We start from the raw sequence: 21,229 nt of genomic DNA, 5'->3' as shown, positions 1-21,229 counted from the left end.
ATAAAAGAAGAGAGATATGAGAAAATCTTATTTATTTCCGGATTTTATAATTAATAGAGACCTTGATAAATGTATTCAATGTGAGGTATGTGTACGGCAATGTGCTTTTGAATCTCATTCATTTGATAAGGATTCTAATAAAGTAGAAACAGATTTTTCAAAATGTGTCGGATGTTTGCGTTGTGCAAATATGTGTCCAACCGGAGCAATCAGGGTTTCTGAATATCCTCAAAATATTAGAAGAAATAAAAACTGGAGTGAAAAACAATTAAAAGAACTATATAAACAATCTGAAACCGGCGGTATTTTACTTACCGGTATGGGAACAGATAAAAATTATAAAATTATCTGGGACAATATTCTTCTCGATGCGGCACAGGTTACAAATCCTTCTATTGACCCGTTGAGAGAACCAATGGAGCTTCGGACATATCTTGGCAGTAAGCCTGATAGAATCGAGTTAGGAAGTAAGAGGCAAGAAGTAAGAAATAAAGATAAGTTGCATAAGGCACCTGTATTACCACCGCAGCTTAAATTAGAGACTCCTATACTTTTTTCTGCGATGAGTTACGGGGCTATATCTGCTAATGTATGCCGTGCCTTGGCAAATGCGGCAGAAGAATGCGGGATTTATTATAATACAGGAGAAGGCGGTCTTTTGAAAGAACTATATAAATATGGCAAAAATACAATAGTTCAGGTGGCTTCAGGAAGGTTTGGCGTAAATCCGGATTATTTAGAAATAGCATCGGCAGTTGAAATAAAAGTCGGTCAAGGAGCCAAGCCGGGGATTGGCGGTCATCTTCCCGGTGAAAAAGTAACAGAGGAAGTTTCTCAAACGAGAATGATTCCAATCGGTACAGATGCGCTTTCACCGGCGCCGCATCATGATATTTATTCAATAGAAGACCTTTCCCAGTTGATTTATGCGTTAAAAGAAGCAACAGAATATAAGAAACCAATAAGCGTTAAAGTCGCCGCGGTCCATAATATTGCCGCAATAGCATCAGGCATAGTTAGAGCGGGCGCCGATATTGTTGCTATTGACGGCATAAGAGGCGGTACCGGTGCTGCACCTACCAGGATTCGCGATAATGTCGGTATTCCGATTGAGCTTGCAATTGCGTCTGTTGATACTCGTTTAAGAGAAGAAGGTATTCGAAATAGGGCGTCAGTTATTGCTGCCGGCGGATTTAGAAATTCCGTAGATGTTGTTAAGGCAATTGCACTTGGAGCTGATGCTGTATATATAGGAACTGCTGCTTTGGTTGCTATGGGATGTCATTTATGTCAGAAATGTTATACCGGAAAATGTAACTGGGGTATAGCGACACAAGACCCGTATTTAGTTAAAAGATTGAATCCTGATATCGCAGCTCGCCGTCTTGTGAATATGATTAAAGCGTGGAGTCATGAAATAAAAGAAATTATGGGCGGTATGGGTATAAATGCAATTGAATCTCTGAGAGGCAATCGTTTACGCTTAAGAGGTTTTGATTTACACGAAAATGAATTAAAAGTATTAGATATAAAACCAGCAGGAGAATCCCTATAAAAAGGAATAGAAGCAGATAAACGCGGAACAATACGCTGATACACGCGGAAATCATCAGCGTTTATCTGCGTTGTAATCTGCGTAAATCCGCTTCTATGTTGTTAAGATGAAAAAAATATATTTTAAAGAAGAACATTGTATGGCATGCCGGCTTTGTGAAATAGCTTGTTTAGTTGCCCATTCAAAGTCCAAAAAAATAATCAAAGCATATAAAGAAGAATTTCCCAAACTGACACCGCGGCTTGTTATTGAACAAAAAGGTCCTCTATCTTTTGCTATCCAGTGCCGTCACTGTAAAGATGCGCCGTGTATATCTGCTTGTATCACCGGTGCGATGAAAAAAAATAAAAAAACAAACGAGGTTTCACACGATTCGGAGAAATGCGTCGGTTGTTGGATGTGTATAATGTCTTGTCCATTTGGTGTTATTTTAATGGATGCTAAAGAAAAAAAAGTCGCTACAAAATGTGATTTATGCAAAGATATTGGTTCACCCGCTTGTGTTGAAGCATGTCCGAATGAAGCACTGATATATAAAGAGGCGAGTGGAAAGTAGTTGCAGACCCTTGGTCTGCTGTTTTGTCCTTTCACGAAACGAAGCAGTGATGGTGAGTGAAGCGAATATGAAAAAGAAAGAAAAAATTGTAATTATAGGCAGTTCAGTTGCTGCTATTTCTGCGATAGAATCAATAAGAGACAATAATAAAGAATTGTCAATAACTGTTATTACTAAGGAAAAAAATATCTCATATTCAAAACCTCTGATTTCACATTTAAATATTACTCCTAACCAGTTCTATTATAGAGATAAGAATTTTTATAAAAAGAACAATGTTAGCTTAATTTTCGATGAAGCAGTTTTGTTGAAGAAGAATTCAGTTGTTCTTAAAAGTAAAAGGACGGTAAAATATTCAAAATTGATTCTAGCTATCGGAGGAAAACCGATAATTCCCGACATAAAAGGCATAAATGGAAAAAATGTTTTTACACTAACAAATTTTGAAGATGCAAATAAGATTAGAAAATTTGCAAAAAATAAGAAGAATGCTGTGATAATAGGTTGTGGGATGATAGGTATAAAAGCTGCTGAATTTTTAAAAGGGTTAGGTTTTAATATTACAATAGTTGAACTTATGAATAGACCGTTTGCTTCGGTATTGGATGAAAAGTCGGGTAAAATGGTTGCCGATGAGATAAGGAAAAATGCGAAACTTATCTTAAATAACAGTATTGTGGAAATAAAGAATAATGAATGTATTCTTAAATCCGGTGAAAAGATTTCAGCTGAATTAGTTATTTGTGCAATTGGGGTTGTACCTAATATTGACATTGCCAAAAAATCCGGTATTAAAACAAACAGGGGAATAGTTGTAGATTCATTTATGATGACATCAAAAGAGAATATATATGCTGTGGGTGATTGTGTGGAAGCAGCTGATATCCTTAAAGGAGAAAACAGGGTGTTGCCGATTTGGCCTATTGCCTATAGACAAGGGAGTGTTGCGGGTAATAATATTTCCGGAGTTAAAACCAAATACGAAGGTGGTTTTGTTATGAATTCTGTGGATATATTCGGACTTCCAATAATAACAATTGGTATGAGTAATGAAAATATTGGTGAGGAAATAACGGCAGTTGATGAAAAAACAAAAAAGTATAAAAAAATAATTATTAACGATAATAAAATTGTCGGTGCAATTTTTGTAGGTGAAATCAGCCGTGCCGGTATAGTTACGGGGCTTATTAGGGACAGTGTCGATGTTTCGAATTTCAAAGATGATTTATTGAAAGAAAATTTCGGGTATATATATGTTCCAAAAGAGTTCAGGTCAAAAGAAGTTGTACCTACGGAAATATAAAAATCGCTCGCAAGTAAATTTTCTTGAGTCGCTCGGCACCAACTCGCTCTGAGATTTGCTCTTGAAAGCGTAGTCGCAAATCTAGGCTCTGCGAAAATTTCTTGCTTCGCTCTCTGGTGTTTTAGAGGTAGGTTGTTTGGCAAAAACAAGGTCCTAATGAACATTTGAACATATGAACACGTGAACGCCTTTATGTTTTATTGATGGGTGAAAAAATGATTATTGATGCTAAAAATCTTACTCATAGACAATTAAATGAAAAAATAAGAGAAAATGTTAAAAAGGGCACAAAAAAAATTGTGCTTAAAAATATCAATGGTCAGAGATATATTGCATCCGGGCTTAAGTCGGATGTAGAGATTAAGATTTATGGTACTGCCGGTAATGATTTGGGAAGTTTTATGAGCGGTCCTAAAATAAGCGTTTATGGTAATGCACAGGATTGTATTGCCAATACGATGGATACTGGAAAAATTGCAATTCATGGTTCTGTCGGTGATATTTTAAGTTACGGAATGAGAGGCGGTAAGGTTTTTGTAAGAGATAATGCAGGATATAGAGCGGGTATACATATGAAATCGTATAAAGAAATGGTTCCTTTGATTGTTATTGGGGGTTGTGTTTGCGATTTCTTTGCGGAGTATATGGCGGGTGGTATTATAATTTTGCTTGGATTGGATAAAAGTAAAGAAATAGCCGGAAATTTCGTTGGTACAGGAATGCATGGCGGTACTATTTATGTAAGAGGGAATATTAAAAAAAACCAGTTAGGTCGTGAAGTTGATATTGTAAAATATGATAAAAATGATGAAGCCATAATAAAGAAGTATTTAGCCGAATTTTGCGGTGAATTTAAGCTTGATTACAGAAAATACTCAAATCAGAAATTTACAAAATTAAAAGCTCTCCACACCAGACCCTACGGTAAAATCTACACATATTGAGATTCAAAACCATTTAGTAGAAACATAAAACATAAAAAACCAGTATTAGTTGAATTCTAAATCCTTTAAAAAGTATCCACTTTTAATTCTTAATAGATAATCTAAAGAAAATCTTGACAAAATGATAAAAATCTTTACACTTATAGTTGCAGACAACTGGTAAATAAGTAGAATTATTTTCACGATATATTTTGCAAACACTTCAGGCAAATGCGGAAAATAAAATATGTTAAAAGTCATAAATAATAAAAAAATAATTATAGTCATAATAGGAATCCTTGCATTTTTTTCTTTTGTAGATACTTTGCGAAATCCTTTTGTTTATGATGACGTGTCACGTATTGTGGAAAATTCACAAATAAAACATTTGAGTAATATTCCGCACATTTTCAGTTCAAAATATTTGCTATATTTTAATGAAGCAAATTATCGTCCACTTGGTACTTTGACCTTATTTCTGAACTATAAATTGTTTAATTTGGATGTCTATGGTTGGAGACTTTTTAATATTTTACTTCATATAATAAACAGCATTTTAATCTATCTTCTTATCTGGTGGATATTCAGGAATAATGTTGTATCTTTCATTACAGCAATACTATTTGCAGTACATCCCATACATACAGAAACAGTTAATGTTATTGTCTATAGAACAGAACTATTAGCTTGTATGTTCTTTCTAATTTCTTTTTATACATACTTGAAAGCTATGGAAAATACGAAAATAAGAAAAGGATTCTATGCGGTTTCTTTGGTTTTGTTCATTTTGGGGTTGTGCTCAAAATTGATGGTTGTTTCCTTACCTATAGTTCTAGTTTTATATGATTACTTTTTCTTATCACGAGAAAAAGTCCGTAAAGGACTTATACTGTGCATTCCTTTTTTCATCATAATTATTTTGTGGGTTACAGTGATACCTTCATTGCTTGAAACTTCAGGTCAAGTATTTTACGGTATACACTATGGAAGTCAACTTGGTACTAAGGTACATTTTAGAATTTTGTCTTCTATGGGCAAACCTATTTTGAGGTATATATGGGTATGCTTTTTTCCACTCAATTTGGTTTTATTGTATCCCAGTCATTTGCCGGGAAATTTTCCTACAGCTGGAGAAGTTCTTTGTCTTTTTCTTTTATTTTCTTTTGTTATTTTTGCCTTTATGATAAAAAATCAATTTAAGGAAATTAGTTTCTCTACCCTTTATTTTTTTATTACTTTATTGCCTGTATCTCAAATTATACCTTTTAATATAATTTATGCTGAACGTTACTTATATATTCCTTCGATAGGATATTGTATGTTAGTCGCAATTTTATTTGATAGATTCTTGTTTAAAAAAGAAATAAAAAAAATAGCATATCTTTTTCTTGGTTTAATTTTCTGCTTTTATTTAGTGAGAACGTTAAAAAGAAATATTGACTGGAGAGATGATTTGGTTCTATTTGAAAAAAATCTAAAGGTATACCCTCAATCAATGGACGCGCATCTTTTTGCAAATTATAGATATTTACAACGTAAGAATTATACGGAAGCTTTAAAACATATCAGAATAGCGCATGAAATGTATCCGGCAAATTTCTATCCATATTTTTCTTTAGGGGAATTCCGCATCGAAATAGGTCAATATGACGAAGCAATAAAAGTTTTCTCGGATTTACTGAAAAATTTTCCCCAACAAACCCAAACTTATGATGTATTTTACTATGACTTTGGTAAATCTTATGCAGGTAAAGGATTATGGGATAAAGCAATATTTTACTATAACAAGTGTATATCTTTAAATTCTCTTGCCAAAGGTGCTCATAACGAAATTGGTAACTGTTATTATTATAAAACTGAATTTTCAAAAGCTATCGTCTTCTATGAATCTGCATTGAGTATTGACCCCTATTGGATTGTTCCTTATCATAATCTTATAGTAGTTTATAAGCGAATAAATGAGTTAGAAAAAGTTGCTCACTACATAGTAAAGGCAATTAGAGTCGATCCTAGTTATAAAGGGTTTTTAGATAAATCAGGGACAGTTTGGTCCAGTGAAACCTCAACCTATAAAAATTAATTCTAATAATGTTAGGATTACTTCTTCCAAATTTAATGAGTGACATATCTTGAGTTCTTTTTTCTTGACAAGCTGTAATAAAATAGGGTATAATAACTACAAAAGACAAGGAAGTCCATAAACTAATAATAATTGGTTTTTAATAAGTTTTAGAAATCGAAGTCTTCAATTACGATGTGGGATTGAAGGCTTTTTTAGGAATAGGTAATTAGAAGAAAATATGAAAGCGATAGTTTTACTTGAAGATGGTTTAATGTTTAGCGGAAATTCGTTTGGTTATGAAGGCGAAACTATTGGCGAAGTAGTATTTAACACTTCACATACCGGCTATCAGGAAATTTTAACTGATCCTTCCTATAAAGGTCAAATTGTAACTATGACTTATCCTCATATCGGTAATTATGGTATAAATAGTGAAGATATGGAGAGTGAAAGTCCTCATGTATCAGGTTTTATCGTAAAAGAATATTCTAAAATATACTCAAATTGGCGGGCAGACAAATCATTAGATAAGTACTTTAAAGAAAACCATATTATCGGAATAGAAGGTGTTGATACGAGATGTATCGTAAAACACATAAGGGAAAAAGGGGCAATGAAAGGTATTATTTCAACAGTTAATGATAAAAAAGAACTGTTGTTAAGAAAGTTAAAATCAGCTCCTGATATTGTCGGCAGAGACCTTGTAAAAGAAGTCACCTGTCAAAAGGTTCACAAGTTTTCTCAATTTCCCAATTTCCCAGTTTCTCAATTTCTTTCTGTTGTTGTTATGGATTTCGGAGTAAAAACAAATATTTTGAGGTCATTGTGTAATGTTAATCTGAATCCGGTAGTCGTCCCTGCAAACACATCTTTTGAAAAAATATTATCATTGAAACCCAAAGGCATTCTTCTTTCAAACGGTCCCGGCGATCCCGAAGGTGTCACATATGCAATAGAAACAGTAAAGAAGTTAATTTCAGACATCGGACATCGGACATCGGACATCGGACTTCCTTTATTCGGCATCTGCCTCGGTCACCAGATTCTTGGGCTTGCTATGGGTGGAAAAACATATAAATTAAAATTCGGGCATCACGGTTCAAACCAGCCTATAAAAAATTTAAAGACAAGTCGTATTGAAATATCTGCAGAAAACCACAATTTTGCCGTGGATTTGAAAACACTTGATGATGTTATTCCTACGTATATGAATTTAAACGACGGAACACTTGAAGGTATGGAACATAAAAAATTACCTGTTTTTTCTGTTCAGTTTCATCCTGAAGCGTCACCGGGTCCGCACGATACCGGTTATTTGTTTGAAAAATTTGCCGGTATGGTAAAAAAATATGCCAAGAAGAAATGATATTAAAAAAATACTTATTATAGGTTCCGGTCCGATTGTAATAGGACAGGCATGCGAATTTGATTATTCAGGGACTCAGGGCTGCCGGGCGTTAAAAGAAGAAGGATATAAAATTATCCTTGTGAACTCAAATCCCGCGACAATTATGACCGACCCGGAATTTTCGGATAAAACTTATATTGAACCCCTGACAAAAGAATTTTTGGAAGAGATAATTAGGAAAGAAAGACCGGATGCGCTTCTTCCCACACTTGGCGGGCAAACAGCTCTGAATCTTTCGGTTGAACTTTACGAAAAAGGAATATTGAAAAAATATGGTGTGGAACTAATAGGTGCAAGATATGAAGCAATAAAAAAAGCAGAAGACAGGTTTCTTTTTAAAAAAACAATGATAGAAGCAGGTCTTGAAGTCCCAAAATCAGGATATGCAAAGAGTGTAAAAGAAGCGTTAAAAATTGTGAAAAAAGTGGGATATCCTAACATTATAAGACCGTCTTTTACTTTAGGCGGTGTCGGTGGTTCGATATGTTATAAAGAAAGTGAATTTAAAGAAAAAGTTAAGTGGGGGCTTGCTGCCAGTCCCGTAAATAAAATTTTAATTGAAGAATCGCTGATTGGATGGAAAGAATATGAGCTTGAAGTGATGCGAGACAAGAACGACAATGTTGTAATTGTATGTCCTATAGAAAATTTTGACCCGATGGGCATACATACCGGCGATTCAATTACCGTAGCGCCGGCGCAGACATTGACGGATAAAGAATATCAAAAACTTCGTGATGCATCAATAACGATTATGAGGTCAATAGGTGTTGATACCGGAGGGAGTAATGTTCAGTTTGCTGTTAATCCGGATACCGGAAGACTTGTTGTTATTGAAATGAATCCACGGGTTTCCCGGTCGTCTGCGCTTGCATCAAAAGCGACGGGATTTCCGATTGCTAAGATTGCGGCAAAACTTGCAGTCGGGTATACTCTTGATGAAATAAAAAATGATATAACTAAAAAAACTCCTGCTTCTTTCGAACCGGCGATTGATTATGTTGTTGTTAAAATCCCTCGTTTCACATTTGAAAAGTTTCTTGAAGCAGACCAAACCCTGAATACGGCGATGAAATCGGTCGGGGAAGTAATGGCAATTGGGAGGAACTTTAAAGAAGCTTTGCAGAAAGCAATTAGAGGTCTTGAAATCGGCCGTTACGGAATGAATGCTGATGGTTTAGGTCAGGTTCAGATAGTAGATAAACTGAGTAATTATTCTGATAAATCTATAGAAAAAATAAATTATATTGAACAGGTTACAGACAAACTGAAAGTTCCGAATTGTGATAGAATATTTAACATAGGTTATGCGCTGCAGCTGGGTTTTAGCGTTGATAAAATATCAAAACTTTCAAAAATTGACAAGTGGTTCATTTACCAGATAAAAGAAATTGTTGATTTAGGGGAGGAAATTGGTTTGGAGGAAAATCTAAGCCCTTTTCTTTTAAGGAAAGCAAAGGAGTATGGGTTTTCCGATAGACAAATCGGGTATTTAACAGATAGAAGCGAGTATGAGATTAAAAAATTAAGATTAAAATTCAAGATTACACCGAAATATAAACTGATAGATACCTGTGCCGGTGAATTCGAGGCATCCACGCCGTATTTTTATTCAACGTATGAATCTGAAAATGATGATATAGGAGAAAAAAAGCAAGAAGTAAGAAGCAAGAAAAAAAAGAAGATTATGATTTTAGGAGGGGGACCGAATAGAATCGGGCAGGGGATAGAATTTGATTACTGCTGTGTTCATTCTGTTTTTGCTTTAAGAGAATTGGGGTTTGAAACTATAATGGTTAATTGTAATCCTGAGACGGTTTCAACTGATTATGATATATCCGATAAACTTTATTTTGAACCGTTAACTTTCGAAGATGTTATGAATATCGTAGAAAGAGAAAAACCAGAAGGTGTTATCATCCAGTTTGGCGGTCAGACACCTCTTAATTTAGCACTTAGATTAAAAGAAGCCGGTGTGAATATTATTGGTACTTCTCCTGATAATATTGATTTAGCAGAAGACAGGGTAAAATTCGGTAAGTTATTGAAGAGGTTAAATATACCTGTTCCGTTATGGGGATGTGCAAATAATCTTAAAGAAGCAATAAAAATTGTAGAAAAAATCGGTTATCCTGTACTTATAAGACCCTCATATGTTTTAGGTGGAAGAGCGATGGAAGTAGCATATGATAATCAATCTCTCGAGAAATATGTTAAGATAGCGACGGATGTTTCACCTGAGCACCCTATTTTTATAGATAAATTTTTACAGAACGCCATTGAAGTTGATGTTGATGCAGTTTGTGACGGAAAAGATACTTTTATCGGTGGAATCCTCGAACATATTGAACAGGCAGGTATTCATTCCGGTGACAGCGCCTGTGCAATCCCACCGCGAACATTAAAGCCAAAAATTATAAATACAATTATAGATTATACTAAAAAGTCAGCAAAAGCACTAAATGTAAAAGGACTTTTAAATATTCAGTTTGCTATTAAAGATGGGAAAGTTTTTATTCTTGAAGTTAACCCTAGAGCATCAAGGACAGTTCCATTTGTATCCAAAGCAACAGGTGTTTCACTTGTTAAATTGGCGGTTTCAGCAATAATTAATAAGAAATTATCAATTTATCATAATAAACTGAAGAAGATGGATTATTTTGCGATTAAAGAATCTGTTTTACCTTTTAACAGGTTTATCGGAACTGACACTGTTCTTGGTCCTGAAATGCGTTCAACAGGAGAAGTAATGGGGATAGATTTTTTATATGAAATAGCATTTGCAAAATCCCAGATAGCGGCAGGAACACCATTACCGAAAGAAGGTACAGTTTTTGTAAGCGTCAGGAGAAATGAAAAAGAAAAGATTTTACATGTTGCGAAAGGGTTTGAGGAATTAGGTTTTGATATTGTAGCAACAACCGGAACAGCAGAATATCTTGAATCTAAAAATATAAAAGTGAAATATGTAAAAAAAGTAAGTGAAGGGAGTCCCAATATTGTAAATTATATAAAAGGCGGAAAAATGTCTCTTATTATAGATATACCAAGCGGGAAGAAAATGGCAGTGTCTGACGGTCGTATAATAAGAACAACTGCGATTTCTTATAATGTACCTATAATTACAACGATTGCTGCAGCGACAGTTTCATTAGAAGCAATTAAATCGCTCAGACATAAAAAGCCTCATATTAAACCGATTCAACAATATTGGAGATAAAAAAAGTTCAACCAGCCTGAAAATATCATGAATAATCATTATCCTAAAGAAGCGTGTGGAATTTTTGGAATATTCGGGCATAAAAATGCGTATGAACTTACCTATTTAGGGTTATATTCGCTTCAGCACCGTGGTCAGGAGAGTGCGGGAATTGCCGTATTAAATGAAGGAAAAATTACATGTCAAAAAGGCATGGGTTTAGTAAACGAAGTTTTTAGTCCCGGAAAGTTGAATTTTTTACCGGGTAGTGTTTCAATAGGACATGTCCGCTATTCTACTACCGGGTCTTCAATGATAAAAAATGCACAACCGTTTATAGTAAATTATCAGCAGGGTAGTATCGCAATAGCGCATAATGGAAACTTGGTTAATACGAGCAAGTTACAAAATAAATTAGTGGCTGACGGGGCGATTTTTCAGACTACAATGGATAGCGAATTAATTGTCCATCTTATTGCAAGATCCAGAAAAAATAAGGTTGAAGACAGGGTTATTGATGCATTAGGCCGGATAAAAGGTTCATATTCATTGTTATTTTTAACATCAGAAAATAAATTAATAGCAGCAAGGGACCCTCATGGATTTAAGCCTTTATGTTTAGGGAAAATAAATGATTCATATGTTGTGGCTTCTGAAACCTGTGCTTTTGACATTACAAATGCGAAGTATATCAGGGATATTGAACCGGGAGAAATTGTTGTTATCGGGAAAGACGGTGTTAAATCAATCAAACCCTTTCCTAAAGCAAGTCACTCATTTTGTATTTTTGAATATATATATTTTGCCAGACCTGACAGTAATATTTTTGGTGGGAATGTATATTTAGCCCGAAAAAATCTTGGAAGACAATTAGCGAAAGAATGGCCGGTTGAAGCGGATATGGTCTTATCCATTCCTGATTCGGGTAATTATGCCGCTTTGGGTTATTCAGAGGAATCAAAGATACCTTTTGAAATGGGAATAATCAGGAATCATTATGTAGGAAGGACTTTCATCCAGCCGTTTCAACGCAGCAGAGATCTTGGAGTGAAATTAAAACTCAACCCTATTAATGAAGTTATAAAAGGCAAGAGAATAATCGTAGTTGAAGATTCTATTGTCAGAGGAACAACCAGCCGTATAAGAATGAAAACGCTGCGGGAGGCCGGGGTAAAAGAAATACATATGCGGATAAGCTGTCCTCCTCTAAGGTATCCGTGTTTTTATGGCATTGATTTTCATACCAAAGAAGAATTGATAGCTTCATCTAACTCAGTAAATAAAATAGCTAAAATTATTGGAGTGGATAGTTTGTGTTATTTGAGTTTAGAAGGAATGCTTAAATCAATGCCTGTAGAAGGGACAAATTTCTGTGCTGCATGTTTTACCGGAGAATATCCCGTACCTACTAAAGAAAAAATATCAAAATATGATTTAGAAAAATAATCTATAGAATTGTCGCCGAAATCCATTAAATTATGGATGCGGGGGAACCGGAAAATGAGGCGTATTCCTAATTAAGGATAGAGCACTTCTGAGCTCGAGCCTGTCAGCTAACCTCGTAGGTCTTTGGAAGGGCAATGGCAAATTAAACCGCCATTCCGGCGGTTTTTTATTAGTGTATTCAGGCAAATTCGGAGGCAGAAAAATATGGACAAAAATAATCCAGATGAAAATCATTCATTTTATGAAAAAGTGCGAGACAAGATAATAGGTGCGCCCCGGGACATTCACGACCCTTCTATTTTTCATAAATTATCGTTAATTCCCCTTTTAGCCTGGATTGGATTAGGTGCTGACGGGCTTTCTTCTTCTTCTTATGGTCCGGAGGAGGCATTTAAAGCACTGGGAAGCCACACCTATCTGGCGGTTTTTTTGGCATTAGCAACTGCGATTACAGTATTTGTTATATCGTATGCTTATTCCCGTATTATTGAACATTTTCCTCATGGCGGCGGCGGTTACATTGTAGCTACTAACACGCTTGGCGAGAAGGCGGGAGTTCTTTCGGGATGCGCCTTGCTGGTAGATTATATGCTTACCATAACAGTTTCCATTGTTTCATGCGGTGCTGCTATTTTTAGTTTTCTGCCTATAGAGTATCAAAGTTTAAAAATTTTCTTTGATTTATTTTTGATAATTACATTAATTGTGTTAAATATCCGGGGGGTAAAAGAATCTGTAATCATTCTTGCCCCGATATTTATAATTTTTGTTTTGACGCATATTTTTCTGATAAGTTACGGAATAATATCGCATTTGCCTGAAGTTGGTCCCGTGACGGCAGGAATAAAAAATAATTTTAGTTCAGGTCTTTCAACTCTCGGGTGGTTGGGAATGTTGGGTATATTTTTACGTGCATATTCATTAGGGGGAGGTACATATACAGGAATAGAGGCAGTATCAAACGGACTTCAGATAATGAGAGAACCTAAAGTACAGACTGGAAAACGGACTATGCTTTATATGTCAGTTTCACTGGCAGTTACTGCAGGTGGGCTTTTTATATGTTATCTTTTGCTGAAAGTAGTACCAACTCCGGGAAAAACGCTTAACGCTATTCTTGCGAATAATCTTTTTGGAAATTGGTCTTTTGGTTACTGGCTGGCGTTAATAACCATTTTATCGGAAGGTGCATTGTTGTTCGTTGCTGCTCAAACAGGATTTATTGACGGTCCGAGGGTTATGTCAAATATGGCTATTGATTCCTGGTTCCCGCACAGATTTTCTTCGCTTTCAGAACGGTTTACAATGCACAATGGTGTACTTCTTATGGGTGGCGCTTCCATTCTCCTATTATTATATACCCGCGGTTCTATTTCTAATCTGATTGTTATGTATTCAATTAATGTATTTCTTACGTTTTCCATTTCTGAAATAGGAATGTCAAAATACTTTATAAAAAATCGCAGGAAGGAAAAACATTGGAAAAAACATCTTCCGGTCCATCTAACAGGTTTTATACTCTGTTCAACAATACTTATTGTAACCAGTTTTGAAAAATTCAGGGAAGGCGGTTGGATGACTCTGCTTATTACTGCATCGTTTATAGTGTTGTGTTATATTATACGGACACATTACAGAAAAGTCAAAATATCGGTTCGAAAATTGGATAAATATCTGCTAAATATTCCTACTGATCAGGCGGCAAATATGGAACCGGTTAATCCTAAAGAGATGACTGCAATTATGCTTGTCAACGGATATAACGGGTTCGGGGTGCATATTTTTCTGTCCGTCGTGAGAAATTTTCCGAACCTTTATAAAAATTATATTTTTGCATCTGTGGCTGTAATTGACTCGGGTTCTTTCAGGGGTTCAAAAGAAGTGAAAACTCTTGAGGAATCTATAAAAAGTTCCCTTGAAAAATATGTAACACTTGCCCGCAAATTGGGGGTTGTTGCTGATTTCCGTTATGATACATCTACTGATGTTATTGAGACAGCAACTAATCTTTGCAAAAAGATAAAGCAGGAATTTCCTAAATGCACGGTATTTACCGGACAATTGGTATTTCAACAGGAAAAGTTTTTTCATAAAATGTTACATAATGAGACTTCTTTTGCCATACAACGTAATCTTCACTGGGAGGAGGTTGCAACCATTATCCTGCCGGTGCGGGTGAAATTGTAAAATAAAGCAATATTCTATGTTCTTTTCTTGCTATAAGTAGATTCACTCATAAAAACCGGTGCATTTTTTGGAATTTTTCTTGACTTATTGACAATAATTTTATATCATAAGAATTTAAGTTAAAGGATTAATTCAGGGGGGTTTGTATTCAAATGAAAAAAAATATTTTATTAGCAGTTTTATTAGGAATTAGTGTTTCTATTTCCTTGTTTGCCGAAGAGCAGGTCGTTCAAAAGAAAATAAGAGCGATAGAATTTTCCGGTTTAAGAAATGTAAAAGAACGGGTTATAAAGGACGCAATAAAAATAAGCAAAGGCGATAAGTTTGATAAGAAACTTGCCGATGAGGACATATCAAATATATATAAACTGGGGTTATTTTCTGATGTAGCAGTTGATGTATCTGATTATAAAGACGGGGTTAAGGTTACCTTTATAGTTCAGGAGAAGCTTATTGTTAAACAGATAGATTTCAAAGGAAACAAGGAGTTTTCAAACAGGAAATTAAAAGAAGAGATATCAACAAAAGAAAAAGAAGGGTATGACACCAGGAAAATTCAGGATGATATAAGGAAGATAACAACACTTTACAAAGATAAGGGATATGCTGATGTAAGGATAGATGATTTTTCAACTACTGATGAGACCTCCGGTTTTGCGACTGTCACTTTTTCAATTAGCGAAGGCAACAAAATTCTTATAGGTGGGGTTGAAATAGAAGGCGTAACGAGTTTTAAGCCCAAGAAGATAAAAAAACTATTTGATACAAAGAAGAAAAAAGTTTATAAAGAAGAGACCTATGAGGAAGATGTAAAGAAAGTAGAAGCATTTTATAAAGATAACGGATTTGTTAATGTAAAAGTACTTGACCCGGGAATAACATACGATGAAACCCGCACAAAAATGTTTTTACGCGTTATAATAGACGAAGGTAAAAGATACAAAAATGGCAAAGTTAGTTTTACCGGTAATACAGTGTTTACAGAAAAAGATTTGTTGAGTAATTTTAATTTTAAAGCAGGTGAAATTTTCAATCAGACGAAATATGATGAAAGCGAATCAAATATCAAGTCTTTATACGCTGATAAAGGTTACATTCGGGCTAAATTAGATTCAACTACCACCAAAAACGATGATACGGGTGTTGTGGATGTTTCGATTAATATAATTGAAAATGGCATTATATATATAGACAGGATTTTTATAGACGGTAACACAAAGACAAAAGAATATGTAATAAAGCGGGAACTTCTTGTACAGGAAGGCGATGTTTTTGCTGTAGGCAGAATAAGAAGAAGCCAGGAACGGCTTTATAATCTTGGTATCTTCAGGGATGTAAAAATAGATATTGAAGAGACAAAAGAACCGGATAAAGCTAATTTGGCAATAGAAGTAGAAGAAGATAAAACAGGATTAGTTTCGCTCGGTGCAGGATATTCCACGGTTGATAAGGTTGTAGGTACGGTTCAGGTTTCAGAAATAAATCTTTTTGGAAGGGGTCAGAAAATAAATTTAACATATGAGATTGGTTCAAGAAAGCAGAATTATGAAATTGGTTTTACGGAACCGTATCTTTTTAGAAAAAAACTTCTATTTGGTGTTGATATTTTCAATACAACAGTTTACAGGAGTTATGGAACAGATTCAACTGCCTATCAGGAAAGAAGAAGGGGCGGCGATATACGGATAGGCAAACCGATATCGGACATACTTTCACTTAATTTTACATATGCTTACGAAGAAGTAAAAGTTTTTAATGTAGATAGTGATTTGGCGGCTGACATTCCAACTTCTGAGGATGTTGCATCATCACTTACTTCTGCCATCACTCGTGATACAAGAGACAATGTTTTCGATACAGTTAGAGGTTCAAAATATTCTCTTGCTGTAAAAGTTGCAGGTGGTCCTTTTGGAGGAAATATTAACTTTTACAAACCGAACCTTACATTATCTAAATTTATTCCTACGTTTTGGAAGTTTGTAATCGGGTTAAATACACGTATTTCATATGTAAAAGAATTTCCTCCTTCCGATGATGTTCCGATATATGAAAAATTTTTCTTAGGCGGTGCGGATACAATTCGTGGTTATGATTACGGAGAAGTGGGACCTCCCGGAAAAGGGAAGATAATTTCAGTATCAAATATTGAATACAAGTTCCCGATTATTCAGGAAAAGGGGCGTTCTATATTGTCTGCTGCAATTTTTGCTGATATGGGCGGTTCCTGGGAAAAGAATGATGAAATAACTACTAAGATAGGTTCTAAGGAAAGACAACTCAAAACAGGTGTTGGGTTTGGTATAAGATTAAGACCTATGCCTGTTCTTCCAATAAGAATAGATTGGGGTTATGGGTTAAATCATAAACCTGGAGAACAATTATCACAATTTTATTTCACAATGGGTCAAGTATTTTAGATATTTTATCTGCCCGTACTCAAACGGGGTGAGGAAAATTATGGGATATAGTCTTAGACTAAAAAACGTAAATAAAATATTTATCTTATTTATTGCTGTGGGTTGTATGACTTTTGGCAGTGTTTATTCTGCTACAATTTCCGGTCAGCGGATTGGCTCTGTCGATATAAATCGTATAATAGAAGTATATCCTGAAGCGAAAAAGATTAAAGAAGACCTTTCCGCGAGTTTACAAACCCGTAAAACTAATATAGAAAATTTTCAAAATCAGATTGATTCAGTTGAAAATGAAATCGAAAACATGGAAGAACAGCTTAAAAAATATGAAAAAGCTAAACAGGAAGCTATGCTGATACCGGTGGCGGCTCCGGTAACTGCATATTCATACGGTGAACCGGTTAAAACGTCAAGTGGGGCTGTAGGAAATATCAGTTTATCTAGTGGGGCTGTTGCATTGTTAGGCGGTGCTGTAGGCAACATTAGTTCATCTAGCGGGGCTGTAGCAATGTCAGGCGCTGCTGTAGGTAACAGTAGTTCATCTAATACGGCAATTACTGCATCAACTGGAGTTCTAAATATGATACCTGAAATATCTTCGCCGACATTTACAGCAGATGATATAAAATTAAAAAAAAGTAACCTTGAAAAACAAAAAAAAGATCTCGTGAAATATCTGGAATCAACAAAACAGGAAGAAAAAGCGATAAATAGTAAAATTAAGAAAAATCTTTTTGGAAAAATATACGATGTTATAAGAGAAGTATCTGATGAAGAAGGCTTAACCGTTGTTATAGATTCCAGCCTTATTATTTACGGAGAAGAAGTACAGGATATAACAGAAAAAGTAATAAAGAAATTAAAATAGATTTCGTCCTATTAAGTCATTACGAAATCTATCCCGAACTCGATTCGGGATCTATCATAACGACAACTGGACATTTGGATTTGAAAATCTATTCACAGCGGGACTATAAGCGTGAAAAAAACATTAAAAGAAATTGCTGGAATTACAGGTGATGAAGTTTTTGGAAACGAAAATACGATTATTACTAATATTGCGGGAATTGAAGAAGCAAAAGAAGGCGATATTACATTTGTTTCAAATCCCAAATACATCCAATTTGTAGAGACGACAAAAGCATCAGCAATAGTAATATCAGAAGCCCAAAAATCTAAAGTCAGAATTCCTGCGATAGTTTCAAAAAATCCGTACTTATCTTATACAAAAATACTTATATATATTGCTAAAGAAAGAGAAAAACATCCGTCAGGAATATCCGAAAAATGTTCGATATCTAAGTCGGCAGTAGTCAAAGATAATGTTGCTATATCTGATTTTACGGTAATCGGGGATAATGCGGAAATAAATACAGGTACGATTGTTTATCCGAATTGCTATATTGGAAGAAATGTTAAAATTGGTAAAAATTGTCTTATTTATTCCAACGTGACAATTAGGGAAAATATTATAATCGGCAATAATGTTATTATTCATTCCGGGACAGTTATTGGTTCTGATGGATTTGGTTATGTTCCGGAAAACGGTGTTTTAAAGAAAATTCCTCAGATAGGAATCGTTGAAATCGGAGATGATGTTGAAATTGGTGCTAATGTGACAGTTGATAGGGCAACAACCGGAAAAACTTTTATAGGTAAAGGAACAAAAATAGATAACCTTGTTCAGATTGCTCATAATGTTCAAATCGGAGAAAACTCTATAATAGTTGCCCAAGTGGGAATTTCAGGAAGCACCAAAATAGGCAATGGTGTTACTATAGGCGGGCAAGCAGGATTTGCCGGACATATAACAATTGGAGATGGTGCTATAGTTGCTGCTCAAGCCGGTGTTATTGGTAATGTTCAGTCCAAAGAGACAGTATCTGGTTATCCTGCAAGACCACATAAACAAGCAATGAGGATTTATGCTTTAATCCAGAGATTACCCGAGCTATTTGAAGAATTTAAAAAACTTAAGAAACAATGCTAATAATCACCGATTACTATGCAGATTGACGATTAAATCTGCGTAAATCAGCGAGGTTTTATGGAAAAACAAAAGACAATTTCAAAAGAGGTTTCATATTCAGGAATCGGGCTTCATACCGGAAATAATGTTTCAATTAAATTAAAACCTGCTCCTGAAAATACAGGGATAGTCTTTGTCCGGACTGATTTGCCCGGGCAACCGCAAATAAAAGCAGATATTTCTAATGTCTTGACAACTGTCCGGGGTACAACTGTCGGCTTAGATGAGAAAACATCAATTCATACCATAGAACATCTACTTGCGGCGTTATTTGTTTTTGGGGTAGATAATTTAGTTATTGAAATGAATTCCAATGAGCCTCCGGTGGCAGACGGTAGTGCATTGCCGTTTGTTGAACTTATAAAGAAAGCAGGTATAACAGAACTAACAAGTGAAAAGAAAATATTAAACATTTCAAAACCGGTCGTTTATAAAAACGGTGATGTTTTAATAACTGCGGTCCCTTCTGATAAATTCAGTATTTCATGCACGGTAGTATATAATCATCCTTTATTGAAAACCCAGTTTTTTAGCATTGATATAACACCGGAAATATTTGAAAAGGAAATTGCACCGGCAAGAACATATTGTTTTGATTATGAAATTGAGGCGTTGAAAAGCAAAGGGCTTGCAAAAGGCGGTAATTTAGAAAACGCTATAGTAATAGGTGCTAAAAAAATCCATACGAAACTTAGATTTGAAGATGAGTTCGTACGTCATAAAATTCTTGATTTAATCGGTGATATTTCATTGCTTGCTAATTCATTAAAAATGGAAATTTCGGCTTTAAAATGCGGTCATAAAAATAATATAGAATTTGCCAAAAAAATTGCTTCAGAAATTACAGGTAAGTCATCTTTATCAGAAAAATCCTCATGGCAGATACCTGAAGGGAAAATGGTTGATATAGATGAAGTCAAATCAATTATACCGCATAGATTTCCGTTTCTTTTTGTTGATAAAGTGATTTTAGTGGAAGAATTAAAAAGAGCTGTCGGAATAAAAAATGTTTCTGCAGGTGAGCCTTTTTTTCAGGGGCATTTTCCCGAAAGACCTATAATGCCCGGTGTTTTAATCGTCGAAGCGCTTGCTCAAACTTCATGCGTATTACTTCTGGCGAGACCTGATTTAAAAAATAAGAAATTGGCATATTTTATGTCAATAAATAATGTTAAATTCAGAAAACCGGTTTTACCCGGGGATACAGTTTATTTGGATATTGAAGTGGTGCGGGCAAAACAAACAACAGGTATAGTAAGAGGTTGTGCATATGTGGAAGGAAAGCCGGTAACAGAAGCTGAATTTACATTCATTTTAGTTGATAAACCCTAAAAAAATTCGCGAGGTGTAACATGATTCACACAACTGCTATAATTGATAAATCGGCAGAAATTGATAAAGACGTTGAAATAGGTCCTTATTCAATTATTGGAAAAGATGTAAGAATAAAAAGCGGGACTGCGGTTGGTGCTTTTTCGGTAATTGAATATGCAGAAATAGGTAAGGATTGTAAGATATTTTCTTCGGTTTTTATAGGTACTGCTCCGCAGGATTTAAAATACAAAAATGAAAAAACAAAAGTCGTTTTGGGCGATAATTGTATAGTAAGAGAATGTGCTACGTTAAATCGCGGAACATCTGCACATGGTGTTACTGAAATAGGTAACAATTGTATGCTTCAGGCATATACACATGTCGGGCACGATTGCATAGTAGGTAATAATGTGATAATGTCAAATGCATCGACACTTGCCGGGCATGTGGAAGTAGGGGACAATGTTGTGATAAGCGGGTTGGTTGCTGTACATCAGTTTGTAAAAATAGGAAGATATGTTATGCTTGGTGGTGGTGCAATGGTGGTTCTGGATGTGCCTCCGTTCTGTCAGGCGCAGGGTGACAGAGCAAAACTTGTTGGACTTAATATTGTAGGTTTAAAAAGGCACAATTTTACCGAAAAACACATAAGTGATATAAAATCAACATACAAAACTGTTTTCACATCAGGACTTATTGTTGCGGAAGCTATTGACCAGCTCTATGCCTCAAATCCTTCCAAAGAAGTTAAAGAATTTATAGATTTCATAAAGAATTCTAAACGAGGGATTACAAGACCCGGAAGACCTACTGAAGACGATTCTGAATAAACA

14 protein-coding genes and 1 riboswitch are annotated in these 21,229 nt (G+C 35.1%); all 14 genes read left to right on the top strand.

Going from position 1 to position 21,229, the window contains the following annotated elements; all coding sequences use genetic code 11:
- Positions 1-16 precede the first annotated feature (16 nt).
- The 14 genes from PHE88_01290 to lpxA all read left to right on the top strand — a co-directional run bounded on the left by PHE88_01290 (position 17) and on the right by lpxA (position 21,226).
- The gene (locus PHE88_01290) at positions 17-1,555 is read left to right on the top strand and encodes a glutamate synthase-related protein (protein MDD5686451.1); all 1,539 of its coding nucleotides are present in this window, start codon (positions 17-19) and stop codon (positions 1,553-1,555) included.
- Between the two features lie 106 nt (positions 1,556-1,661).
- Positions 1,662-2,111, top strand: coding sequence for a 4Fe-4S dicluster domain-containing protein (locus PHE88_01285; GenBank protein MDD5686450.1), 450 nt, complete (start codon positions 1,662-1,664; stop codon positions 2,109-2,111).
- A gap of 67 nt (positions 2,112-2,178) precedes the next feature.
- Positions 2,179-3,414, top strand: a complete 1,236-nt coding sequence (locus PHE88_01280) for an FAD-dependent oxidoreductase (GenBank protein MDD5686449.1) — start codon at positions 2,179-2,181, stop codon at positions 3,412-3,414.
- 215 nt (positions 3,415-3,629) lie between these two features.
- Positions 3,630-4,358 carry a hypothetical protein gene (locus PHE88_01275; protein ID MDD5686448.1) on the top strand — a complete coding sequence of 243 codons (729 nt, stop codon included), beginning with the start codon at positions 3,630-3,632 and terminating at the stop codon, positions 4,356-4,358.
- Positions 4,359-4,584: 226 nt separating this feature from the next.
- Positions 4,585-6,417, top strand: a complete 1,833-nt coding sequence (locus tag PHE88_01270; GenBank protein ID MDD5686447.1) for a tetratricopeptide repeat protein — start codon at positions 4,585-4,587, stop codon at positions 6,415-6,417.
- A gap of 220 nt (positions 6,418-6,637) precedes the next feature.
- Entirely contained in the window at positions 6,638-7,765 is a 1,128-nt protein-coding gene (carA, locus tag PHE88_01265; GenBank protein MDD5686446.1) for a glutamine-hydrolyzing carbamoyl-phosphate synthase small subunit, read from the top strand.
- Complete coding sequence (carB, locus tag PHE88_01260) at positions 7,749-11,027, top strand: carbamoyl-phosphate synthase large subunit (GenBank protein ID MDD5686445.1); 3,279 nt, start codon at positions 7,749-7,751, stop codon at positions 11,025-11,027. Before carA ends, carB begins: the two co-directional genes overlap by 17 nt.
- A gap of 27 nt (positions 11,028-11,054) precedes the next feature.
- The gene (purF, locus tag PHE88_01255) at positions 11,055-12,452 is read left to right on the top strand and encodes an amidophosphoribosyltransferase (GenBank protein MDD5686444.1); all 1,398 of its coding nucleotides are present in this window, start codon (positions 11,055-11,057) and stop codon (positions 12,450-12,452) included.
- A 3-nt stretch (positions 12,453-12,455) separates the two neighbouring features.
- Positions 12,456-12,589, top strand: a riboswitch (cyclic di-AMP (ydaO/yuaA leader).
- 67 nt (positions 12,590-12,656) lie between these two features.
- Complete coding sequence (locus PHE88_01250; GenBank protein MDD5686443.1) at positions 12,657-14,639, top strand: APC family permease; 1,983 nt, start codon at positions 12,657-12,659, stop codon at positions 14,637-14,639.
- Positions 14,640-14,791: 152 nt separating this feature from the next.
- Entirely contained in the window at positions 14,792-17,056 is a 2,265-nt protein-coding gene (gene bamA, locus PHE88_01245) for an outer membrane protein assembly factor BamA (protein ID MDD5686442.1), read from the top strand.
- A gap of 40 nt (positions 17,057-17,096) precedes the next feature.
- Positions 17,097-17,921 (top strand): OmpH family outer membrane protein, encoded by an 825-nt coding sequence (locus tag PHE88_01240; GenBank protein ID MDD5686441.1) that lies wholly within the window; start codon positions 17,097-17,099, stop codon positions 17,919-17,921.
- A gap of 111 nt (positions 17,922-18,032) precedes the next feature.
- Positions 18,033-19,043 carry a UDP-3-O-(3-hydroxymyristoyl)glucosamine N-acyltransferase gene (lpxD, locus tag PHE88_01235; protein MDD5686440.1) on the top strand — a complete coding sequence of 337 codons (1,011 nt, stop codon included), beginning with the start codon at positions 18,033-18,035 and terminating at the stop codon, positions 19,041-19,043.
- 57 nt (positions 19,044-19,100) lie between these two features.
- The gene (gene lpxC, locus PHE88_01230; protein MDD5686439.1) at positions 19,101-20,414 is read left to right on the top strand and encodes a UDP-3-O-acyl-N-acetylglucosamine deacetylase; all 1,314 of its coding nucleotides are present in this window, start codon (positions 19,101-19,103) and stop codon (positions 20,412-20,414) included.
- Between the two features lie 20 nt (positions 20,415-20,434).
- Positions 20,435-21,226, top strand: a complete 792-nt coding sequence (lpxA, locus tag PHE88_01225; protein MDD5686438.1) for an acyl-ACP--UDP-N-acetylglucosamine O-acyltransferase — start codon at positions 20,435-20,437, stop codon at positions 21,224-21,226.
- The last annotated feature ends 3 nt before the right edge of the window (positions 21,227-21,229 follow it).

The sequence above is a fragment of the Elusimicrobiota bacterium genome (genome assembly GCA_028718185.1).
In the GTDB taxonomy this organism is placed as follows: domain Bacteria; phylum Elusimicrobiota; class UBA8919; order UBA8919; family UBA8919; genus JAQUMH01.
Note: the sequence above shows the minus strand (reverse complement) of the source record. Positions and strands in the feature narration are given on the sequence as shown.

Bases quoted from the DNA above. Each gene is read 5' to 3' on its own strand.
- PHE88_01290 (MDD5686451.1), top strand. From the start codon at position 17: ATGAGAAAATCTTATTTATTTCCGGATTTTATAATTAATAGAGACCTT.
- PHE88_01285 (MDD5686450.1), top strand. From the start codon at position 1,662: ATGAAAAAAATATATTTTAAAGAAGAACATTGTATGGCATGCCGGCTT.
- PHE88_01280 (MDD5686449.1), top strand. From the start codon at position 2,179: ATGAAAAAGAAAGAAAAAATTGTAATTATAGGCAGTTCAGTTGCTGCT.
- PHE88_01275 (MDD5686448.1), top strand. From the start codon at position 3,630: ATGATTATTGATGCTAAAAATCTTACTCATAGACAATTAAATGAAAAA.
- PHE88_01270 (MDD5686447.1), top strand. From the start codon at position 4,585: ATGTTAAAAGTCATAAATAATAAAAAAATAATTATAGTCATAATAGGA.
- carA (MDD5686446.1), top strand. From the start codon at position 6,638: ATGAAAGCGATAGTTTTACTTGAAGATGGTTTAATGTTTAGCGGAAAT.
- carB (MDD5686445.1), top strand. From the start codon at position 7,749: ATGCCAAGAAGAAATGATATTAAAAAAATACTTATTATAGGTTCCGGT.
- purF (MDD5686444.1), top strand. From the start codon at position 11,055: ATGAATAATCATTATCCTAAAGAAGCGTGTGGAATTTTTGGAATATTC.
- PHE88_01250 (MDD5686443.1), top strand. From the start codon at position 12,657: ATGGACAAAAATAATCCAGATGAAAATCATTCATTTTATGAAAAAGTG.
- bamA (MDD5686442.1), top strand. From the start codon at position 14,792: ATGAAAAAAAATATTTTATTAGCAGTTTTATTAGGAATTAGTGTTTCT.
- PHE88_01240 (MDD5686441.1), top strand. From the start codon at position 17,097: ATGGGATATAGTCTTAGACTAAAAAACGTAAATAAAATATTTATCTTA.
- lpxC (MDD5686439.1), top strand. From the start codon at position 19,101: ATGGAAAAACAAAAGACAATTTCAAAAGAGGTTTCATATTCAGGAATC.
- lpxA (MDD5686438.1), top strand. From the start codon at position 20,435: ATGATTCACACAACTGCTATAATTGATAAATCGGCAGAAATTGATAAA.